Below are 19,887 nucleotides of genomic sequence, written 5' to 3' on the forward strand. Positions count from 1 at the left end.
CGCACCTCCACCGTCGTCGCCAGTGCGCCGAAGCGTATGCGATCCCGCGCCCACTAGCGTTCCCATTATCGAGAATGATAACGTCATGTCGTGGACACCCCGCCTCACCGCTGGTCCGACCTGGCCCTGCACCCGGTACGCATCCGGATCCTGCGCGCGATCGCCGGCGCCCACCGCACCACCCGCGACCTCGCCGCCGCGCTGCCCGACGTCCCACAGGCCACCCTCTACCGGCACCTGGCCACCCTCGTCCGGGCCGGCCTGGTCGAGATCGCCGAGGAACGCCCCGCCGGAGGCGCCACCGAACGGATCTACGCGCTGCCCGGCGGCGGATCCTCACCCGACCCCGCCACCCTCGCCGCCGCCACCCGCGAGGACCACGCCCGCTGGTTCACCGCCTTCGTGTCGAGCCTGCTGTCGGAGTTCACCCGCTACCTCGACCGCGACCACATCGACTACACCGCCGACGGCGTCGGCTACCAGCAACTCGTGCTGCACCTCAGCGACGCCGAACTGGCCCAGCTCGCCCAGGACCTCGGCGCACTCCTGCTCCCGCTCGCACAGCACGAACCGACCCCCGAACGGACCCCCCGGCTGCTCGCCACCATCCTGCTGCCGACCGACCCTCCCCGCACCGACCCCACCCCGGGCAACACGAAAGGACCCGCCTGATGGCCTCCACCGCCCTCACCGCCGACCACCTCCACATCCGCTTCACCGCCGGCGAACGAATGTGGATCCGACGAGAACACCTGACCGTGCCCCTGACCGCCGTACGGGACGCCACCGCCGTCACCGAGCCGCTACGCCTGGCCCGCGGCGCCCGCAGCGGCCTCGCCGTCTCCGGCTTCGTCAAGATCGGCACCTGGGGCGTCCTCGGTGGACCACGACAACTCGTGTCCGCCCGCGCCGGCCAACCCGGCCTGCACCTCACCGTCGACCGCGCCGTCACCGGCTACGACGAGATCCTGCTGTCCGACCCCACCGCGCCCACCGTCGCCGACGCGATCCGCCACGCCACCCGGAGCCGACCGTGACCGGCGAACACCCACCCGCCGAGCCGTCCCACCCGACCAGACGCCCCGCCACCTGCGCGACGACACGCCCCGCCGCCGCCCACGCCGCATGTGATCTCCGCCTCCACCCCGACGACGCGCCGCCACGGTAGCGTCGGCCCAGCAACCACGGCAGGGGAGTAGACCATTGAAACCGGTCACCGTCATCACCGGCGGCAGCCGCGGCATCGGCGCCGCCACCGCCCGCCGCCTCGCCACCGCCGGCCACCACGTCGCGTTCAGCTACCGCCGTGACCGCACCGCCGCCGCCGCGGTGCTCGCCGACATCGAAGCCGCCGGCGTACGCGGCGTCGCCGTGCCCGCCGACACCCGCCATCCCGGCCAGGTCGCCGCCCTGTTCGACGCCGCCGCCGACCTCGGGCCACTCACCGGCCTGGTCAACAACGCCGGCGTCACCAGCCCCATCGGCCCGTTCGTCGACCTCGACCCGGCCGACCTGCGCGACGTCGTCGACATCAACCTCGTCGGCTACGTCCTCTGCGCCCAGCAGGCCGCCCGCCGGATGGGCGACGGCGCCGCCATCGTCAACGTCTCCTCCGCCGCCGCCACCCTCGGCAGCCCCGGCGAATACGTCCACTACGCCGCCGTCAAGGCCGCCACCGACACCCTCACCACCGGCCTGGCCAAGGAACTCGCCCCCCGGGGCATCCGCGTCAACGCCGTCGCCCCCGGCATCATCCGCACCGACATCCACGCCCTCTCCGGCCAACCGGACCGGCCCGACCGCGCCGCCGCCCGCATCCCGCTCGGCCGCCCCGGCGAACCCGACGAGGTCGCCGGCGCCATCGCCTGGCTGCTCGGCCCCGACGCCACCTACACCACCGGCACCGTCCTGCGCGTCGCCGGCGGCCTCTGACACCGGAACCGCCGACCCGCCCCGCGAATCCGGACCGCACCGCCGACCGCGGCCCCGGTCAATCCGCCGCCCGACCCCGCGCAGGAAGGACGTGCCATGCCCCTGCTCGTGGCACCCGCCGTCGCCCCCGGCACCCTCGCCCGCCTGCCCCAGCCCGACATCGACGCCGACGGCTGGCACGACATGCACCTGCACGCCCGCCTGCGCACCGACGGCCCGCCCCCGCGCACCTGACCCGAGCGGCCCGACCCCGGATCGCCGGCGGCGTCCAGCACCTCCTGACCCCCACCAGGAGACACCTGACCGCCGGCCGCGACGGCCGCACCATCGAGCACCGGAAACTGACCGACGCAGGGGAGAAGACCCTCATCCCCTGGGCGAGGATTCGCTCCGTGCGGGTCCCCGACGACGACAGACACGACACCGCGCCGGCCGAGGCCGACGACGACCCGCGCCGACGAGGGACCCGGCCAGCCGCCGACATTTGGTTAGATCGAGCCAGCCGACGCCACCGAAGACCGCCGCGGGCGGCCCCGCGAGACAGATGGAGACACGATGAGCACGGCCACCAGGACGAACGCACAGCCGCCCACGCCACGCACCGCCGACAGCCACGACCTTATCCGCGTGCACGGCGCGCGCGAGAACAACCTCAAGGACGTCAGCATCCAGATCCCGAAACGCCGGCTGACCGTCTTCACCGGCGTCTCCGGCTCGGGCAAGAGCTCCCTGGTGTTCGGCACGATCGCCGCCGAGTCCCAGCGGCTGATCAACGAGACCTACAGCGCCTTCGTGCAGGGCTTCATGCCGAGCCTGGCACGGCCCGAGGTCGACCGGCTGGAAGGGCTGACGACCGCGATCATCGTCGACCAGGAACGGATGGGGTCCAACCCGCGCTCCACCGTCGGCACCGCCACCGACGCGAACGCGATGCTGCGCATCCTGTTCAGCCGCCTCGCGCAACCGCACATCGGCCCGCCCAACGCGTACTCCTTCAACGTCCCCTCGGTCAAGGCCAGCGGCGCGATCACCGTCGAGCGCGGCGCCGGCAAGACGAAGACCGAAAAGGCGACCTTCACCCGACTGGGCGGCATGTGCCCGCGCTGCGAGGGCATGGGCTCGATCAACGACATCGACGTGACCCAGCTGTACGACGACAAGAAGTCCCTCAACGAGGGCGCCATCACCGTTCCCGGCTACAGCATGGACGGCTGGTACGGCCGCATCTTCCGCGAAGGCGGCATGTTCGACCCCGACAAGCCCATCCACAAGTACACGAAGAAGGAGATGCACGACCTGCTCCACAAGGAGCCCACCAAGATCAAGGTCGAGGGCATCAACCTGACGTACGCGGGACTGATCCCGCAGATCCAGAAAGCGTTCCTGGCCAAGGACGTCGACTCGCTGCAGCCCCACATCCGCGCCTTCGTGGAGCGGGCCGTGACGTTCACGGCCTGCCCCGAATGCCACGGCACCCGACTCAGCAAGGAGGCCCAGTCCTCCAAGATCAAGGGCAAGAACATCGCCGACCTCTGCGCGATGCAGATCAGCGACCTGGCCGCATGGATCCGCGACCTCGACGAGCCCTCCGTCGCCCCACTACTCACCGGCCTCCAACACCTCCTCGACTCCTTCACGGAGATCGGGCTGGGATACCTCTCCCTCGACCGGCCGGCCGGCACCCTGTCCGGGGGAGAAGCCCAACGCACCAAGATGATCCGGCACCTCGGCTCGTCGCTGACCGACGTCACCTACGTCTTCGACGAACCCACCATCGGCCTGCACCCCCACGACATCCAACGCATGAACGACCTGCTGCTGCAACTGCGCGACAAGGGCAACACGGTGCTCGTCGTGGAACACAAACCCGAGACGATCGCCATCGCCGACCACATCGTCGACCTCGGCCCCCGCGCCGGCACCGCCGGAGGCGAGGTCGTCTTCGAGGGCACCATCGACGAGCTGCGGGCCAGCGACACGCTCACCGGGCGACACCTCGACGACCGGGCCAACCTCAAGAAGTCGGTACGCTCGTCCACCACCGCCCTGGAAATCCGCGGCGCCTCGACGCACAACCTCCAGAACGTCGACGTCGACATCCCACTCGGCGTGCTCTGCGTACTCACCGGCGTCGCCGGCTCCGGCAAGAGCTCACTGATCCACGGCTCCGTCGCCGGCCGCGACGGCGTCGTCGTCATCGACCAGAGCGCCATCCGCGGCTCGCGACGCAGCAACCCGGCCACCTACACCGGCCTGCTCGACCCGATCCGCAAGGCGTTCGCGAAGGCCAACGGCGTGAAACCGGCGCTGTTCAGCTCCAACTCCGAGGGCGCCTGCCCCACCTGCAACGGCGCCGGCGTCATCTACACCGACCTGGGCGTCATGGCCACCGTCGAGTCCACCTGCGAGGACTGCGAGGGCAAGCGGTTCCAGGCGGCGGTGCTGGAATACACGCTGGGCGGCCGCAACATCGCCGAGGTCCTCGCGATGTCGGTCACCGAGGCCGAGGAGTTCTTCTCCGACGGCGACGCGCGCACACCGGCCGCCCACAAGATCCTCGACCGCCTCGCCGACGTGGGGCTCGGCTACCTCAGCCTCGGCCAGCCGCTCACCACGCTGTCCGGCGGCGAGCGGCAACGGCTCAAGCTGGCCGCGCAGATGGCCGAGAAGGGCGACATCTACGTCCTCGACGAGCCGACCACCGGCCTGCACCTCGCCGACGTGGAGCAACTGCTCGCCCTGCTCGACCGCCTCGTCGACTCCGGCAAGTCCGTCATCGTCATCGAACACCACCAGGCGGTCATGGCCCACGCCGACTGGATCATCGACCTCGGCCCCGGAGCCGGCCACGACGGCGGCCGCATCGTCTTCACCGGCACCCCCGCCGACCTGGTCGCCGCCCGCTCCACCCTCACCGGCGAGCACCTCGCGGCCTACGTCGGCACCGATTGAGGCGCACAGCGCAGCAGCGGTCGTCGTCGCACACCGCCCCGCCGGCCTCGGTCACGCACGGCCGGCGGGGCAGGACTCAGCGGCGGAACACACCCAGCGCGTCGTACACGTGCCACGACCCGACCGTCTTGTCGATGGTCAGCACGTTGGTGCCGGCCACCAACGTCGCAGCGGGCAGCGCAACCTCGACGTACGAGGGCTTCAGCGGACTGTCGGGCAGGGTGGCATCGCCCTCCAGCGAGCCTCGGGTCGCACCACCCTCCAGTGCGACCTCGCGAACCGGGGCGCCGTTGAGACCGAGCGCGACCGTGCCGGGCAGGCTCGCGTGCGTGTCGATCAGCCAGATCGCCAGCCACAGGCCAGCGGCCGGCGGCGTGTCGAGGGTGAACCGGAAGGTGAACCGGTGTTCCCGCCGCCCGGCCCACGAGTCCGCCGGACCCGGGTGGATGTACGACCAGTCGGCGGTGCCGTGCACGCCGTGGGTGACGTCCACCCCGTTCGGGAACCGGGTCAGGAACTGGCTCGAAGCGTTCGGCGCCAGGGCGAACTCCAGGCTCCGCTGGTCGAACTCGCCAAGCGTGGCCACCGGCTGACCGGTGACTGTGACCGAGTCCAAGCTGGAACCGAGGACCTCCGCCGACGGTTCACTGCGGTTGCCCGCCGCGTCCACCGTCACCACCCGGTAGTGCCAGTCCTGCCGTCGGCCGCCCAACCGTTCATGGCGGAAGTACGAGTAGACAGTCTTGCCGAGCAGGGTCTGCGGGCCGACGGCGAAGCCGGACGACCGACCGGCGTACACCGCGTAGTGGTCGACCAGGGGGTGGAACGCCTCACCCGCCCAGGACAGCCGGATCCGGCCGAGTTCCCCGGTGGCCCGCAGGCCGTGCACCGGCTTCGGTGCGGGACCGGCGACGTCGCCGGCGGGAGAGCCGTCCTCGGCGTGGGCCGCGGTGGCGGTGCCGACGAGGGCCGTCGAGCCGGCCAGCGCGGCGGTCAGGCCGAGCGCGGCCCGACGGGTGACGGCGGACGGAGGCTTCTGTCGCATCGGGTCCTCACACCTCTCGGTTCAGGCCGGGACGACCGGCCTCGGTGACGAAGCGCGCGGTCGTGGTGATCGGCGCGCCCGGACGCAGCACGTAGGGAACGGTCTTGAACTCCGAGGTCAGCTGCGTGGGGGTCATCCGGCAGCTCAGGTAGCCCCGGCGGGCGTTGTAGAGCTTCACGTGCGGGTTGCCCAACCACAGCGGGCCGTAGCGGTCGGTGTCGGCGCCGTCGCTGTCGGAACCCACCGAGGTGCAGATCAACTCGGTACCGACCGTCGTCGAGGCCGGATCGCGCCAGTCGGCCTTCAACTCGGCGGCGATGTGCCGGTGCACGTCACCGGTGAGCACCACCGGATTGGCGATCCCGTACCGACGCCAGGCGGCGAAGAGGCGGTCCCGGTTGGCGGCGAAGCCGTCCCACTGGTCGAAGCTGAACTCCTCGGCCGGGCCGGTGTCCCGGTCGATCTGGGCCATCACCACCTGTTGGGCCAGCACGTTCCAGACCGCGTCCGAACGGCGCAGACCGTCGTACAGCCACGCCTCCTGGGCCTGGCCGAGAATGGACCGCTGCGGGTCGAGGCGCTCCGGATCGTTGCCGGTCACGGTGTCTCCCGGGTACCGGTCCCGGTGCTGCCGGGTGTCCAGGACGTCGAACTGGGCAAGCCGCCCCCAGCGCAGCCGCCGGTACAGCGCCATGTCCGGCCCGTCCGGCCGCACGGTGAGCCGCAGCGGCAGGTTCTCGTAGAAGGCGCGGTACGCCACCGCCCGACGGCGCAGGAAGTCGCCCGGCGGGATGCCGGTCTCGGACCACTCGTCGGCGTGGTTGTTCTGCACCTCATGGTCGTCGGTGGTGACCACCCACGGCGCGGCGGCGTGCACCGCCTGCAGATGCGGGTCCGTCTTGAACAGCGAGTACCGCAGCCGGTACTGCTCCAGGGTCACCGTCTCCACGGCGTGCGCCGGGCCGGGCAGGGACACGCCCTGACGCCGCATGTTCGCCGAGGTGATGCCGTACTCGTAGATGTAGTCGCCGAGGAAGAACACCAGGTCCGGATCCTCGCGGGCCAGATGTTCGTACGCGGTGAAGAAGCCGTGGTACCAGGCCTGGCAGGACGCGGTGGCGAAACGGAGCGCGGCCGGCGTGCCACCCGGCTCGGGCGCGGTCCGGGTCCGGCCGACCGGGCTGATCTCGGTGCCGACCCGGAACCGGTAGAAGTACTCGCGACCGGGGCGCAGTCCGTCGACCTCGGCGTGCACCGAGTGGGCCAGTTCCGGGGTGGCCAGCGCGACGCCCCGGGCGGCGATCCGGGTGAACCGCTCGTCCTCGGCGACCTCGTACCGCACCGGGTACGGCCGGCGCGGCATCCCGCCGTGGCCGTCCTCGGCCAGCGGCTGCGGTGCGAGACGGGTCCAGAGCACCACGCCGTGGGGGAGCGGGTCACCGGAGGCGACGCCGAGCGTGAAGGGGTCGGCCGGCACCGGCCCGGTCGGGTAGTCGGCGGCGGCCGGCGCGCCGGTGCCCAGGGCGACGGCGGCACCGCTGACCCCGCTGAGGGCGAAAAACGCGCGGCGGCTCGTTCGGGGGACGGACGGTTTCATCAGGACTCCAGGGGGATGCGGGGCCTACTTCAGGCCACCGGAGGTGAGACCTTCGACGATGCGGCGTTGGAAGAGGAGGACGGCGACGACGAGCGGCACGGTGACCAGCACACCGGCCGCCATCTGCGTACCGAACGGCTGGTCGTAGCCGTGCTGCCCGGTGAACTGGGCGACGATCACGTTGGCGGTCTTCATGTCCTGCTCGTTCACCATCGTCAACGCGATCATGAACTCGTTCCAGGCCACGACGAAGGTGATGATCGCGGTGGTGAAGACGCCCGGCGCGGCCAGCGGCAGAATGATCTTCCGGAACGCCTGGCCGGCGGTGCAACCGTCGACCATGGCCGACTGCTCCAACTCGAAGGGCAGCTGCCGGAAGAAGGCGGTCAGGTTCCACACCGCCAGCGGCAGGGCGAAGGACAGGTTCGGTACGACCATGGCCTGGTAAGTGTTGATCCACCCGATGTCGGTGAACAGCTTGAGCAGCGGAACGATCAGCAAACTCCCCGGGAACATCGACGTGGCGATGACCAGCGCCAGCACCGGCCGCTTGAACCGGAAGCGCAGCCGGGCCAACGCGTACGCGGCCGTCGTCCCGACGACCAACGTCAGCAGGGTGGTGGCCCCGGCGACCAGCAGACTGTTGCCCAGCGCCCGGACGAAACCGTTGCCCGGCTGGAACACCGCCCGGTAGTTGTCCAGCGAGAACGGGCTCGGCAACGGCGTCATCTCGAACGCGTCCTGCGAGCGCCGAAGGCTGGTCACCACCATCCAGTAGAACGGTGCGAGGCAGAACACCACCACCGCGAGCAGCGTGGTGTGGTCACCGAGCCGACGCAGCACCGGTCGGCGTCGGGGGGATGTGGTCGTGGCGCTCACCGGGCCGCACCTTTCGTCGTGGTCGCCGCGCCCGCCGGCCGGCCCAGCCGGGGACCGTCGCCCACCAGGTCGGCGCCGAGCAGTTTGACGAAGACGTACGCGGCGAGCGCGATGTAGCAGAACAGCAGGGTGGCGGTGGCCGCCGCCGGCCCGTACCGCAGGTTCGTGGCCTCCTCCCAGGCGAGCTGGGACAGCGTCTCCACCGCGGGTTTCCGAGCCCCGATGAGCACCTGCGGCAGGTCGAACATCCGCAGCGCGTCCATCATCCGGAACATCACCGCGACCAGCAGCGCCGGCTTCACCAACGGCAGGGTGATGCCGACGAACTGACGCCAGGCGTTCGCACCGTCCACCCGGGCCGCCTCGTACGTCTCCCGGGGGATGACCTGCAGACCGGCGAGGACGAGCAGCGCGACGAACGGCGCCGTCTTCCACGTGTCCGCGATGATCACCGCGAGTTTGGCCGGTACGTCCTCCGCGGTCCAGAGCACCTCGGTGCCGAGGATCGTGTTCGCCACCCCGTCGGCGGCGAAGATCCACCGCCAGAGCAGAGCCGAGATGGCGGTGGGGACCGCCCACGGCACCAGCACGCTCGCCCGGAACAGGGCCCGCCCACGGAACGCGCGGTGCATCAGCAACGCCATCCCCACACCGATCACCGTCTCGATCGCCAACGTCGTGACGGTGAAGAACGTGGTATTCCACAACGCGTTGAGGAACCGGTCGCCGGTCGCGCCCCGGAACAGGTCGAGATAGTTGTCCAGGCCAGTGAAAGCCTCCCGGGCCACGATCAGCCCGTCGGCGTCCAGTTCCTCGGTGCTGCGATGCATCGAGTCCCACACGGCCGCGACGATCGGAAAGGCGATCACCACCCCCAGCACCGCGAAGGTGGGAGAGAGCAACAGGGCGGCCAGGCGGCCCTGCCCCGACCGGTCACGCCGTCGAGGTCGTGCGACCGGGCGGGCGGCCGTACTCGGCTGCTTCGGGTCGGCGTCGGTGGTCGTGTCGATCACGGTGCTCCCTGCGGTCACGCGGTCGACGGTGGGGGCGGCGGGTTCCGCCCCCACCGTGGCCAGGTCAGTCGGTCAGCCCGGCAAGCGCCGACTGAAGGTCGGCTGCGGCCTGGTCGACGGTCTTCGTACCGTTCATCGCCGCGTACACGTTGTCCTGGATGGCCGCCGTGACGTCGCCGTAGCGGACCACGGTCGGCCGGGGCTTGGCCCGCAGAATGCCCTCCTTGAGCACCGGCAGGTACGGGTAGAGCTTGATCTGTTCCGGGTCCTCGTAGAGCGCGGCGCGGGACAGCGGGAACGACTGCTTGCGGCCGTACTCGCGCTCGGTCTCCAGGCTCGTCATGTAGCTGATGAAGTCCCGGGCGGTGCCCTGGTGCTTGGAGAAGGCCGACACCGCGAGGTTGTTGCCGCCGAGGGTGCCGGAACCGGGGCCGTCCTTGCCCGGCAGCGGGGCCACCGCGAACCTGCCGTCCACCTTGGACGAGCCGTCGGTGGCCGAGGCGAGCGCGTAGACGTACGCCCAGTTGCGGTGGAAGACCAGCTTGCCGTCCTGGAACGCGCGCCGACCCTCCTCCTCCTTGTACGTGACACCCTTGGCCGGGATCGTCTTCTGCCTGACCCGTCCACGAGGAACTGGAGGCCGGCCTTGGCCTCGGGGGTGTCCACCCGGGGCTTGCCCTCGTCGTCGAAGACCGTGCCGCCGGCGGACTGGACCGCCTCGGCGTAGTTGACGGTCAACCCCTCGTACTTGTCGTGCTGGCCGGCGTAGCAGTCCACCCCGGCGCCGGCGGGCAGCTTGGCCACGGCGGCGCAGGCGTCGCGCAACTCGGCCCAGGTGGTCGGGGCCTGCTTGATGCCCGCGGCGTCCAACAGGTCCTTGCGGTAGTAGAGGATGCCGGTGCCGGTGAGCCAGGGCGCCGCGTACAGCTTCCCCCGGTACTTCCCGGTCTCCAGGGCGGGGGCGAGGTACGTGTCCACGTCGAGCTTGTCGGGGGCGAGTTCCACCACCCAGCGGCGGGCCGCGAACTCGGCGGTCCAGACCGCGTCGAGCTGCACCACGTCGTACGCGTCCGACTTGATCTGGGCGTTCTGCACGAGCATCTGCCGGGTCTGGTCGGCCGCCTCGGGCAGCTCGACCAGGCGGACCTGCTCCTGCGGGTGCTCGGCATTCCACGCGTCGATCAACTTCTGCAACTGACCGGTGAGGTCCTTGCCGGTCGCGAAGGTGATCGGGCCCCGGGCGTCGTTGGTGCCGGTGGCCTGCGGCTTCTCCGGTTCCGAGCCGCAGGCGGCCAGCGTGCCGGCGAGGCAGAGCGCCACGGCGGCGGCGGACAATCGTCTGGTCAGCATCGACCTGCTCCTGATCCGTGTGGGTTGGGGGTGGGGGGTCATCGGGGGATCTCGACCACCTGTCCGGTTCGTCGGGCCAGTTCCGCCGCCCAGACCACGCGGTGCCCGGCGAGGCTCTCCCGCGCGTCCGAACTGAGCAGCGAACGGTCGCCGGTGGCCAGCGCGGCGACGAAGGCGTCGGCGAGCGCGTCGTCGGCCTCGACGTGGCCGATCTGCGACTCGTGACCCGTACCGGTGTCGAACGTCTCGACCTCGCCGGTGACGAAGTCCCGGACGGACACCTGACGGCTGTCGCCCTCCAGGTATCCCCGGGTGCCGAAGATCCGGGTCTGTCGCTGGGCCATCGGCGTGAACGCGGTCATGGTGAACGACGCGGTCGCGCCGGACGGGAACTCCATGCTCACCACCTGGTGGTCCACCACGTCGTTGTCACCGCCGTACACGCACCGCCCGTACGGTCCGTCGCGCAGCGCGGCCAGCACGCCCTCGGTGGTGACGTCGTGCGTCACCGCGCCGAGCGGCCACCGTTCCCGATCCGGGTCACCCAGACAGGACAGGTAGAGCCGCTTCGCCGAGTACGCGCAGTCCCGCTCGACCGGGCAGTCGAGGCAGCGGTCGGCGGCACCGGCGGGACGGTTGTCGGGGCGGAAGTGCGACAGCCGGCCGAACGAGGAGACCCGGCTGGGCACCTCGCCCAGCACATGCATGATCCAATCGATGTCGTGACACGACTTGGTGAGCAGCATGGGGCCGGACTCCGCCTCGCGCCGCCAGTTGCCGCGCACGTACGAGTGCGCCTGGTGCCACCAGCCCACCGGCTCGAGGTGCTGCACACTCACCGGCGTGCCGATGCGGCCCTTGGCGATCAGTTGACGCACCAGCCGGGTGTAGGGCGTGTACCGGAGCACATGGCAGACCGCGAGCATGCTGCCGCTGCGCTCGACGGCGTCGATGATGCGCTGGCAGTCGGGCTCGGTGGTGGCCATCGGCTTCTCCAGCAGGATGTGGTACCCCTGCCCGGCGAACCGGACCGCCGGCTCCACGTGCTCGTGGTCCAACGTCGCGACGATGATTCCGTCGGCCAGCCGACCGGCGGCCGCCAGGTCCCGCCAGTCGGCGAAGGTCCGCTCGAGCGGGATCCCGTGCCGTTCGGCGAAGGCGGCCCGCCGTACCGGATCCCGCTCGGCGACCGCGACGATCGTCGCGGCTCCGCCGGTCGCACACCGGTCGGCGTACGCGCTGCCACGCACTCCCGCCCCGGCCACGGCGAGCGTCACCGTCGTCTCCTGCATCACACCCGACCCTCCCGCCGAGGTCGCACCCGACCCGCGGATACTTACGTAAGCTTGTTTCGTAATGATGTTGCATAATTTTCACGGCGATGTGATCCATGTCAAGGGGTGCAGGTGAAGGAAAGTCCGCTCCAGGCCGGCGATCCATCGATGCTCCGGCGGATGAACGCGGTCGCCACCCTGCGGGCACTCCGCAAACTCGACGCGCCCACCCTGACCGAACTGGCACACGAGGTGGGCCTGTCCCGCCCCGCCACCGAGGGCGCGCTGGGAGACCTGGCCGGACGAGGACTCGTCGTCGAGGTGGCGCCACCTGCCGGCAAACGGCTGGGGCGACCGGCCCGGCACTACCGGTTCCGAGCCGAGGCGGGGTACGCCGTCGGCGTCGAGATCACCGCCGAGCAGGTGCGGCTGTTCCTCGCCGATCTCGACGGCCGGATCATCAACCGCCAGTCCACCCAGACCCCGGCCGACTCCGCGCCGGCGTACCGCCTGTCCCAGGTCGAGACCAGCCTGGACCGCGCGCTCGCCGAGGCGCGGGTGACGAGGTCCGACCTCTGGGCGGCGGCCGTCGGCACCCCCGGCGTGATCGACCCCGACGGCCGGATCACCTCCTGCGTCGTGATACCGCAGTGGGAGGGCACCCACCTCGCGCAGACGCTCGGGCGTTTCCTGGCATGCCCGGTCCTCGCCGAGAACGACGCCAACCTCGCCGCTGTCGCCGAGCACTGGCGCGGCGTCGCGCAGGAAGCCGACGACGTGGTGTACGTCCTGACCGGCCAGCACACCGGAATCGGCGTGCTGATCGGCGGCCGGCTGCACCGGGGCCGCTGGGGCGGCGCGGGGGAGGTCGGGGTGCTGCCCGAGATGGGCCTGCGGTGCACCGTCGAGGCGCTCATCGGGCCGGACAACGCCGAACGGCTCATCGGGCCCGGGGCCGTCCTCGACGCCGTGCGAGCCGGTGACACCGCCGCCCGCGACCGGCTGGAACACCTCGCCGCCCGGATGGCCCGAGGCGTGGCCGCCGTGTCGCTCGCGCTGGATCCGGAACTGGTCGTGGTCGGCGGCGCACTCACGTTGCCCGGCGACGTGCTGATCGAGCCGCTCCGCCGGTACGTGGAACCGCTGCTGTTGAACCCTACGCGGCTGACCGGATCGAGCCTCGGTGACGAGGCGGTCCGGCTCGGAGCGGTCCGGTTGGCACTGAACCGGATCGAGGAGGGCCTCTACCGGGTCGGCTGACGTCCATTCGCCCGGCGGTTGGCGATGTCAATCCAGGCCCGGGCGACGATCCACAACAACCGATGCCGTGGACCGCCGGACAACCGGTGGGGAAGGGCGGCTCCTACGTCGCCGTTGTCGCTGTTCGGTCTTGTCGCCGCCATCTGCCAGGGCTGCCGGTAACGCAAGGCTCAGCGGCGGCGGTTCCCGCTCCACACGCAACGGCTTCGCCGGCTTCTTTCCAGCTCGGTGGGGGGCCTCGACGTTCCTCGGAAGGGCCGAGGTCCACCACCATGCGCTCGACGACGAGGAAGCGACAGAGGCTCGGACCAGATCTCGATCCGCAGGTTCGATAATGTACATTATGTCAATTAACGCGGATGAGCCCCTCCCTCGCACGGGTCCGACGGGAGGCTGGCGAGCCGGCGCAGGTGCGCCTCCAGCAGCGCGACCCGCACCGGCACCGGGCCGGGCGGCACGACGACGAGTTCGTGCCCGTGCGCCCGGTAGATCTCCTCGTGCACGCGCGCGAACGCCAGCGACCCGGCGTAGCCGATCCGGCGGGCGGCGGTGCGCGTCACGAAGCCCAGCGGCTCGACGAGGAACACCTGGCGCTGGTAGACGCCCTCCCGGAGCACCCGCGTGACCTCGGCGACGAGCGCCGGCCCCACCGGGCGGCCCAGGAAACGCGCGAGCGCCAGGGTGCACAGTGGTGACCGGTCGTAGACCTGTGCCGGCGCGCCGCCGTCCCGGTCGCGCCAGGCCCCGCCCTGGGGCTCGGCCGCCTGCTGGCGTGCGCGCTGCAGCCGGGCCACCGCCTCGGCGAACTCCGGCCAGCGCCAGGGCTCGGCGACGCCGCGCGCCTGCGCCGCCGCGATCACGTCGGTCGACGCCTCCGCGACGACGCTCCACCCGCGACGGCGCAGCGCGTCGACCAGTGTCGTCTTGCCCGCCCCGGGCGCGCCGGTCAGGACGTGGCGTCGCACGCTCTCCCCCTCTCCCGCCGTTGCCGGCGAACGCGAAAGTCATGCATAATAGTGCTTATGCATGACAAAAAGGACGAATCGGTAGTGTGGTTGATCGAGGAGTTCCTGACCGCTCGCGCCACCCGCAAGCCCTCCCCCCACACCCTCGCGGCCTACCGCCGGGATCTGCGTACGGTGGCAGCGCTCGCGGCGCAGGAGGCCACCCCTCCCCTCCCCCTCGACGATCTGCCCGTCGCCGCCCTGACTCCCCGGGTCATGCGGGCGGCGTTCGCCCGGTTCGCCGCTCCCCGCGCGGCGGCCTCCGTGCACCGGGCCTGGTCCACCTGGAACAGCTTCTTCTCCTTCCTGGTCGCCGACGGGGCGGTCGCCGGCAACCCGATGCCGGCGGTCGGGCGGCCCCGGGCGCCGCTCCCCCAGCCCAAGCCGCTGCGCGGGGCGGACACCCCGGAGCAGCTGCTCGCCTCGGTGGCCCGCCAGGAGGGCCGGCAACGCGACCCGTGGCCGGAGCGGGACCTGGCGGTGCTGGCGTTGGCGCTGTGCGCGGGTCTGCGGCTGTCGGAGCTGCTGGCGTTGCGGGTGGGCTCGGTCGCGGGTCGACCGGGTGAGCGGCGGATCGACGTGGCCGGCAAGGGTGGGCGCCCGCGGGTGGTGCCGATCGAGCCGGAGCTGGACGGGGTGCTGGCGGGCTACCTGGACAGTCGGGCGCGCCGGTTCGGCTCTCGGACGGTGCGGCCGGACGCGCCGTTGCTGGTGGACCGGCGGGGTGAGCCGCTGCGCCGGGGCGGGCTGCAGTATCTGGTGGAGTCCTGTTACCGGCGGGCCGGCATCACCGACCGGGTGCCGCGGGGGGCGCGGCTGCACGCGTTGCGGCACACGTTCGCGACGCGGTTGGCGGAGGACGGGGCGAGCGCCGCGGAGATCATGCGGTTGCTGGGGCACGCGTCGCTGGCGTCGTCGCAGACGTACATCGAGGTGACGGCCGGGCAGCAGCGGGAGGCGGTGCGGTCCAACCGTACCAACCGGGCGTTGGCGGCGTTGGCGGCGTCCGGGTCGGCGGCGCGGTCGTGAGGGCGGGCGCGGCGCGCGCGGTGGCGGCGGCGTGGGTGCGCCGGTACGCGGCGCGCACGCCGGGAGTGGAGGGTGCGCTGCTGAGCGGGTCGGTCCTGGGCATGGCGGCGGATGCGGTGTTGCCGCCGTGGTCGGACGTGGACGTGCTGGTGGTGCGGGCGGAGCCGGCGGAGAAGCTGGGCAAGTTCCGGTGGGGCGGGGTGCTGCTGGAGGTCAGTTTCGTGACGTGGGAGGAGTTGGGCTCGGCGGAGGACGTGTTGGGGTCGTGGGTGTTCGCGGGGTGTCTGCGGGGCGACGGGGTGTTGGCGGATCCGACGGGTCGGTTGGCGGGGTTGCGGGCGCGGGTGTCGGCGGAGTTCGCGGATCGGGTGTGGGTGCGGCGTCGGTTGGCGGGGTTGCGGGCGCGTGTCGAGGCGGGGTTGCGGGGCCTGCCGGTGTCGGGGCCGTTGCACGAGCAGGTGACGGCGTGGTTGTTCCCGACGTCCTTGACGGCGGTGTTGCCGTTGGTGGCGGGGTTGGTGGAGCCGACGGTGCGGCGGCGGTACGTGGTGGCGCGGGAGGTGTTGGCGGCGTACGGCATGGCGGATCGCTATGCGGAGATGCTGGGGCTGTTGGACGGCGGTGGGGTGTCGGCGGGGCGGGTGGCGGAGCATCTGGCGGGGTTGGCGCGGACGTTCGACGTGGCGGCGGGGGTGGCGCGGACGCGGTTCGCCTTCAGTGCGGACATCACGGCGGTGGCGCGGCCGGTGGTGGTGGATGGTGGTGCCGCGTTGGTGGCGTCGGGGTCGCATCGGGAGGCGATGTTCTGGGTCGTGGCGACGTATGCGCGGTGTCACGCGGTGCTGGCGGTGGACGCGCCGGGGTGGGGTGTGGAGTTGGCGCCGTCGTTCGAGGCGGCGGTGGCGGATCTGGGGGTGTTGTCGGCGGCGGAGCGGCGGCGGCGGGCGGACGAGGTGTTGGCGTTTCTGCCGGGGTGGTGTGCGGCGGTGGAGCGGATCGCGGCGCGGTGAGGGTGGGTTGTGCGGGGTCGGGCTGGTGGGGGCCTGGGCGGTGTGGCTGGCCGCGAACGTTGCGGGGCGTTCGCGGCCGGCGTCGTTCGTCAGTGGGTGGTGGTCGGGTGGTGGTGCTGGGTGTGGGTGAGGAAGAAGGTCCGGATGTCCTCGGCGAGCAGTTCGGGCGCCTCCATGGCGGCGAAGTGGCCGCCGTGTTCGAATTCCGACCAGTGCCTGATGTCGTACAGGCGCTCGGCCAGTGGTCGTACCGGCTGGGTGATGTCGTGTGCGAACACCGCGACGCCGACCGGTACCGGGCAGGGTTCGGTTCGCCGGGGGGCTTCGCGGTGCAGTCGGGCGGAGGAGGCGGCGGTGGCGGTGAGCCAGTAGAGCGTGGTGTTGGTGAGCAGGCGGTCGTCGCTGATCTGTGAGTGTGGGTCGGTCCAGTGGGCGAAGCGCTCGGCGATCCAGGCGAGTTGGCCGACGGGTGAGTCGGTGAGCGCGTAGCCGATGGTCTGTGGGGTGGTGGCCTGGAGGGCCTGGTAGGGCGGGCGGTTCGCCATCAGGTGTCGGATCTTGTCGAGGCGGGCTTCGTCCGTTGCGGACAGTGGGATGTCGGCTTCGGGGTCGGGGCGGGTGGGCAGGTAGTTGACGTGTACGCCGACGACGTGTTCGGGTGCGATCGCGCCGAGGGCGGTGGAGATGCCGGAGCCGAAGTCGCCGCCCTGTGCGCCGTAGCGTTCGTATCCGAGGCGGCGCATCAGTTCGGCCCAGGCGTGTGCGATTCGGAGGGTGTCCCAGCCGCGTTCGTGGGTGGGGCCGGAGAAGCCGTAGCCGGGGATGGAGGGGATGACCAGGTGGAAGTGGCGTGACAGGGGTTCGATGACGTCGAGGAACTCCAGGAACGATCCGGGCCAGCCGTGGGTGAGGACGAGGGCGAGTGCGTCCGGTTTGGCGGATCGGACGTGGACGAGGTGGATGTTCTGGCCGTCGATGTCGGTGGTGAAGTGTGGGAGTTCGTTGAGCTTGGCTTCGTGTGTGCGCCAGTCGTAGCGGGTGCGCCAGTGTTCGGCGAGTTCCTTGAGGCGGGTGAGGGGGAAGCCGTAGTCCCAGCCGGCGTCGGTGACCTCGTTGGGCCAGCGGGTGCGGGCGAGTCGGTCGGTGAGGTCGTCGAGGTCGGCCTGGGGGATGTCGATGCGGAACGGCTTGATCATGGTGGGGGCTCCTGCGGGTCAGGCCTCTTGTGTTGGCTGAACCAACGTTGGCTTGACCAACGTTAACAGCGGTCATTGGCCGGGCCCACGATGTGTCGGGCTCGTCACGTGGAGGTCGTGAGGCGCACGATTTCGCGCCGCGGGAGACGGTGCGGAACGGGAACCCCGACCGGGCCGGGGTGATGTTGACGGAGACCGAAGGCCGGCTGCGCGTGGAACTGGAGGCCACGCCGTGGGGCGCGCCGCGCCGCTGGCGGCGCCCGCCGGCGGTGTGGCTTAGGTACGGCGAGTGGGTGCGGTGGCAGGTCAACTACCGGTTCTCGTGGCCGGCGGCCCGTGGTGGCGCCTGGAGCTACCGGCTGGACACGCTGAATCTGGCGTACGGCCCGACGACGGTGGACGTCTTCACGGGAAGCCCGACCCGTCACGTCGACGAGCGCGCGCTGCTGCGGTAGGAGGGGCCGTGCCGGCGACCCGTCGCCGGCACGCGTGGACCTGTCCCCTACCCCGCCCGTGTCGGCCCGTTGCCGGCCGTGGTCGCCGCGCCGGCCACCGGGACGTCGTGCCGCAGGCCGCACGCGTCGGCCACGGCACGGGCGTCGACGAGCTCGCCCCGCCGTGCCAGGGCCGCGGCGATCGCACGGCCGACCGCCCGGGCGGATGCCCCGTCGGGCACGACCGCCAGCAGCGCGAGGAGCGTGTCGAGCTCACCGGTCGCGGCCGCGGCGCCGGCGAGGCAGGCGGCCCACTCACCGGCGTGCTCCACGGGGAACCGGTCGAGCAGCCGCGCGGCGGCGGCGCGGCCGGTCGGACCGAGCCGAACGGCGACGGCGGGGCTCAGCGACCCGGACGACGCCCCCGCGGCCAGCATGTCGAGGACCTCCGCGAACAGGTCCCGGTCCCGGTCGGCCACGTCGGCCGCCACGGCCGCCTCGATCAGCGGCCACGGCCTGAGGAACAACTGCCGGCCGTGCCGCGCCGTCCGCACGGCGGCGCGCAGGAACTCCGTCGCCTCGTCGATCCGGCCGACCGCGGCCAGCCCGGCCGCCAGCCCGGCGTCGACCAGTGCCCGGTCTCCGGGCTGCAGCCTCGCCCGCAGACCGGACGCGCGGGCGCCGGCGATCTCCGCGCGCAGCACCGGGTCGGCGAGCACGAACACCTGGTGGAGCACCGGCGCGACGCACGGGGCGAGTTCCTGCGGTATGACGTGCGGGCTCGCCAGCGCGTCGAGCACCGCGCGCAGGCGCTGCCCGGTGGCCTCGTCCGGTCGCTGGTCGAGCCATCGCACCAGCTCCCACGCCAGCGGGGCCGGCCCGAACCCGGAGGTGCGGCAGTCGCGCATCCTGGACAGCTCGGTCAGCGCGTCGTCGACCCGGCCGAGTGCGAGCAGCATCCGGGCGAACCGGTGCCGGTGGGCCATCTGCCGGTCGCGGTCGCGGCCGCCCTTCGGGCAGGCGCGGAACGCGGCCACCACGGCGCGCGCGTCGCGCGCGTCGGTCACCACCCGCGCCGTGGCGACCAGCGCCTCCTGGCGGTCGTGCGGGTTCAGCCGTGCCGCGAGTTCCAGGGCCTCTCCCGCGTGGCCGGCCTCGGCGAGGGCGCGTACCAACGGTACCGACTCGATCTCGGGGACGTTGTCGCCCAACCCGCCGCAGTGCCGGTCGATCTCGGCCAGCCCGAGCGGCGCCAGCAGGCTGGCGGCGCCGGCGAGCCGGGGCCGGTCGGCGTCGCCGAGGATCCGCGACCAGTGCTCCAGCCGGGCCGGCTCGTCGCGGTGCGCGTCGGACAGCACCGCGAGGACCGCCGCGATGCGGCGCATCCGGTTGCGGTGCGGGAAGCTGCCGGGTCGGTCCTCGTAGGGATGGGTCACGAGGACCGCGCGCAGCAGCGCGTCCTCGGTCTCGGCGGAGCCGGCGGCGACCCGGGCGAACTCGCCGGCCGCCGGCCGGCCCTGGCCGGAGTCGTAGGAGCGCGCGTTGACGTGGCCGGCGTCGATGGCGGCGGCCACCACGGCCTGCGCGTGCCTGCCGGTGAGCCGCCGCGCCGCGGCCAGCAGTGTGTCCGGTGCCGCCTCGCCGCATTGCAACGCCAGCACCAGTTGGTCGGCGGCGGCGCCCGGGTCCGCGCCGTCGATCAGCGCGTGCGCCCATGCCGCTCGCTCGGCGGGCGACACGGGCGGGGCATCGCCGACGGTGAATCGGGCGAGGGTCTGACGGACGTGTGCCACCACGGTTGCGCTCATCGCGGGCATCGTAGGGTCGGCCTCCGACACCGCCGGCGGCAGACGCCCCCGTGGGGTGGCCGGTCCTGGTCGGGCCGTACCGGTGGCCGGGCGGGCCGTGGCCA

Annotated in this window: 18 protein-coding genes and 1 pseudogene; 9 read left to right on the forward strand and 10 right to left on the reverse strand. The window is 72.0% G+C overall.

Features of this window, described 5'->3' with window-relative positions; all coding sequences use genetic code 11:
• Window positions 1–90: 90 nt before the first annotated feature.
• From GA0070606_RS31030 to GA0070606_RS31045, 5 genes are all read left to right on the forward strand, one after another.
• Window positions 91–672 carry a helix-turn-helix domain-containing protein gene (locus GA0070606_RS31030; protein WP_091106866.1) on the forward strand — a complete coding sequence of 194 codons (582 nt, stop codon included), beginning with the start codon at window positions 91–93 and terminating at the stop codon, window positions 670–672.
• Window positions 672–1,037 (forward strand): hypothetical protein, encoded by a 366-nt coding sequence (locus GA0070606_RS31035; RefSeq protein WP_091106868.1) that lies wholly within the window; start codon window positions 672–674, stop codon window positions 1,035–1,037. The genes GA0070606_RS31030 and GA0070606_RS31035 overlap by 1 nt, the downstream gene beginning before the upstream one ends.
• Window positions 1,038–1,203: 166 nt before the next feature.
• Window positions 1,204–1,932, forward strand: a complete 729-nt coding sequence (locus tag GA0070606_RS31040) for an SDR family oxidoreductase (RefSeq protein ID WP_091106870.1) — start codon at window positions 1,204–1,206, stop codon at window positions 1,930–1,932.
• 96 nt (window positions 1,933–2,028) lie between these two features.
• Window positions 2,029–2,166 carry a hypothetical protein gene (locus GA0070606_RS32810; RefSeq protein ID WP_176737487.1) on the forward strand — a complete coding sequence of 46 codons (138 nt, stop codon included), beginning with the start codon at window positions 2,029–2,031 and terminating at the stop codon, window positions 2,164–2,166.
• A 321-nt stretch (window positions 2,167–2,487) separates the two neighbouring features.
• Window positions 2,488–4,884: an ATP-binding cassette domain-containing protein gene (locus tag GA0070606_RS31045; protein ID WP_091106872.1), complete on the forward strand. Its 2,397-nt coding sequence runs from the start codon at window positions 2,488–2,490 to the stop codon at window positions 4,882–4,884.
• Window positions 4,885–4,960: 76 nt separating this feature from the next.
• Here the strand turns inward: GA0070606_RS31045 and GA0070606_RS31050 are convergent, their stop codons facing one another.
• From GA0070606_RS31050 to GA0070606_RS31075, 7 genes and pseudogenes are all read right to left on the reverse strand, one after another.
• A complete protein-coding gene (locus tag GA0070606_RS31050) occupies window positions 4,961–5,929 on the reverse strand; it encodes a polysaccharide lyase family protein (protein WP_091106873.1) in 969 nt (322 codons plus the stop codon).
• A 7-nt stretch (window positions 5,930–5,936) separates the two neighbouring features.
• Window positions 5,937–7,526, reverse strand: coding sequence for an alkaline phosphatase D family protein (locus GA0070606_RS31055; RefSeq protein WP_091106875.1), 1,590 nt, complete (start codon window positions 7,524–7,526; stop codon window positions 5,937–5,939).
• Window positions 7,527–7,550: 24 nt separating this feature from the next.
• The gene (locus GA0070606_RS31060; RefSeq protein WP_218106113.1) at window positions 7,551–8,405 is read right to left on the reverse strand and encodes a carbohydrate ABC transporter permease; all 855 of its coding nucleotides are present in this window, start codon (window positions 8,403–8,405) and stop codon (window positions 7,551–7,553) included.
• Window positions 8,402–9,436 carry a carbohydrate ABC transporter permease gene (locus GA0070606_RS31065; protein WP_218106114.1) on the reverse strand — a complete coding sequence of 345 codons (1,035 nt, stop codon included), beginning with the start codon at window positions 9,434–9,436 and terminating at the stop codon, window positions 8,402–8,404. The genes GA0070606_RS31060 and GA0070606_RS31065 overlap by 4 nt, the downstream gene beginning before the upstream one ends.
• 46 nt (window positions 9,437–9,482) lie before the next feature.
• The gene (locus GA0070606_RS33805; protein WP_281191077.1) at window positions 9,483–10,022 is read right to left on the reverse strand and encodes an extracellular solute-binding protein; all 540 of its coding nucleotides are present in this window, start codon (window positions 10,020–10,022) and stop codon (window positions 9,483–9,485) included.
• A gap of 29 nt (window positions 10,023–10,051) precedes the next feature.
• Window positions 10,052–10,810 (reverse strand): annotated as a pseudogene (locus tag GA0070606_RS33810) (extracellular solute-binding protein); the annotation flags it as partial.
• Window positions 10,807–12,060 (reverse strand): Gfo/Idh/MocA family protein, encoded by a 1,254-nt coding sequence (locus GA0070606_RS31075; RefSeq protein ID WP_091106877.1) that lies wholly within the window; start codon window positions 12,058–12,060, stop codon window positions 10,807–10,809. The pseudogene GA0070606_RS33810 and the gene GA0070606_RS31075, both read right to left, overlap by 4 nt.
• 114 nt (window positions 12,061–12,174) lie before the next feature.
• On the opposite strand from GA0070606_RS31075, the gene GA0070606_RS31080 reads away from it, so the two are divergent.
• The gene (locus GA0070606_RS31080; protein WP_141721900.1) at window positions 12,175–13,302 is read left to right on the forward strand and encodes an ROK family transcriptional regulator; all 1,128 of its coding nucleotides are present in this window, start codon (window positions 12,175–12,177) and stop codon (window positions 13,300–13,302) included.
• A gap of 350 nt (window positions 13,303–13,652) precedes the next feature.
• Here the strand turns inward: GA0070606_RS31080 and GA0070606_RS31085 are convergent, their stop codons facing one another.
• Window positions 13,653–14,267: an AAA family ATPase gene (locus GA0070606_RS31085; RefSeq protein WP_091106882.1), complete on the reverse strand. Its 615-nt coding sequence runs from the start codon at window positions 14,265–14,267 to the stop codon at window positions 13,653–13,655.
• Window positions 14,268–14,324: 57 nt separating this feature from the next.
• On the opposite strand from GA0070606_RS31085, the gene GA0070606_RS31090 reads away from it, so the two are divergent.
• Complete coding sequence (locus GA0070606_RS31090; RefSeq protein WP_091106884.1) at window positions 14,325–15,335, forward strand: tyrosine-type recombinase/integrase; 1,011 nt, start codon at window positions 14,325–14,327, stop codon at window positions 15,333–15,335.
• Window positions 15,332–16,345, forward strand: coding sequence for a hypothetical protein (locus GA0070606_RS31095; protein ID WP_091106886.1), 1,014 nt, complete (start codon window positions 15,332–15,334; stop codon window positions 16,343–16,345). Before GA0070606_RS31090 ends, GA0070606_RS31095 begins: the two co-directional genes overlap by 4 nt.
• A gap of 89 nt (window positions 16,346–16,434) precedes the next feature.
• Here GA0070606_RS31095 and GA0070606_RS31100 read toward each other — a convergent pair whose 3' ends face one another.
• Complete coding sequence (locus GA0070606_RS31100; RefSeq protein ID WP_091106888.1) at window positions 16,435–17,541, reverse strand: epoxide hydrolase family protein; 1,107 nt, start codon at window positions 17,539–17,541, stop codon at window positions 16,435–16,437.
• Between the two features lie 185 nt (window positions 17,542–17,726).
• On the opposite strand from GA0070606_RS31100, the gene GA0070606_RS31105 reads away from it, so the two are divergent.
• On the forward strand, window positions 17,727–17,996 hold the full coding sequence (locus GA0070606_RS31105) for a hypothetical protein (protein ID WP_176737488.1): 270 nt from the start codon (window positions 17,727–17,729) through the stop codon (window positions 17,994–17,996).
• A gap of 47 nt (window positions 17,997–18,043) precedes the next feature.
• Here GA0070606_RS31105 and GA0070606_RS31110 read toward each other — a convergent pair whose 3' ends face one another.
• Window positions 18,044–19,783 carry a hypothetical protein gene (locus GA0070606_RS31110; protein ID WP_141721902.1) on the reverse strand — a complete coding sequence of 580 codons (1,740 nt, stop codon included), beginning with the start codon at window positions 19,781–19,783 and terminating at the stop codon, window positions 18,044–18,046.
• Window positions 19,784–19,887: the final 104 nt, after the last annotated feature.

It is taken from the genome of Micromonospora citrea (assembly GCF_900090315.1).
Taxonomy (GTDB): Bacteria; Actinomycetota; Actinomycetes; order Mycobacteriales; family Micromonosporaceae; genus Micromonospora; species Micromonospora citrea.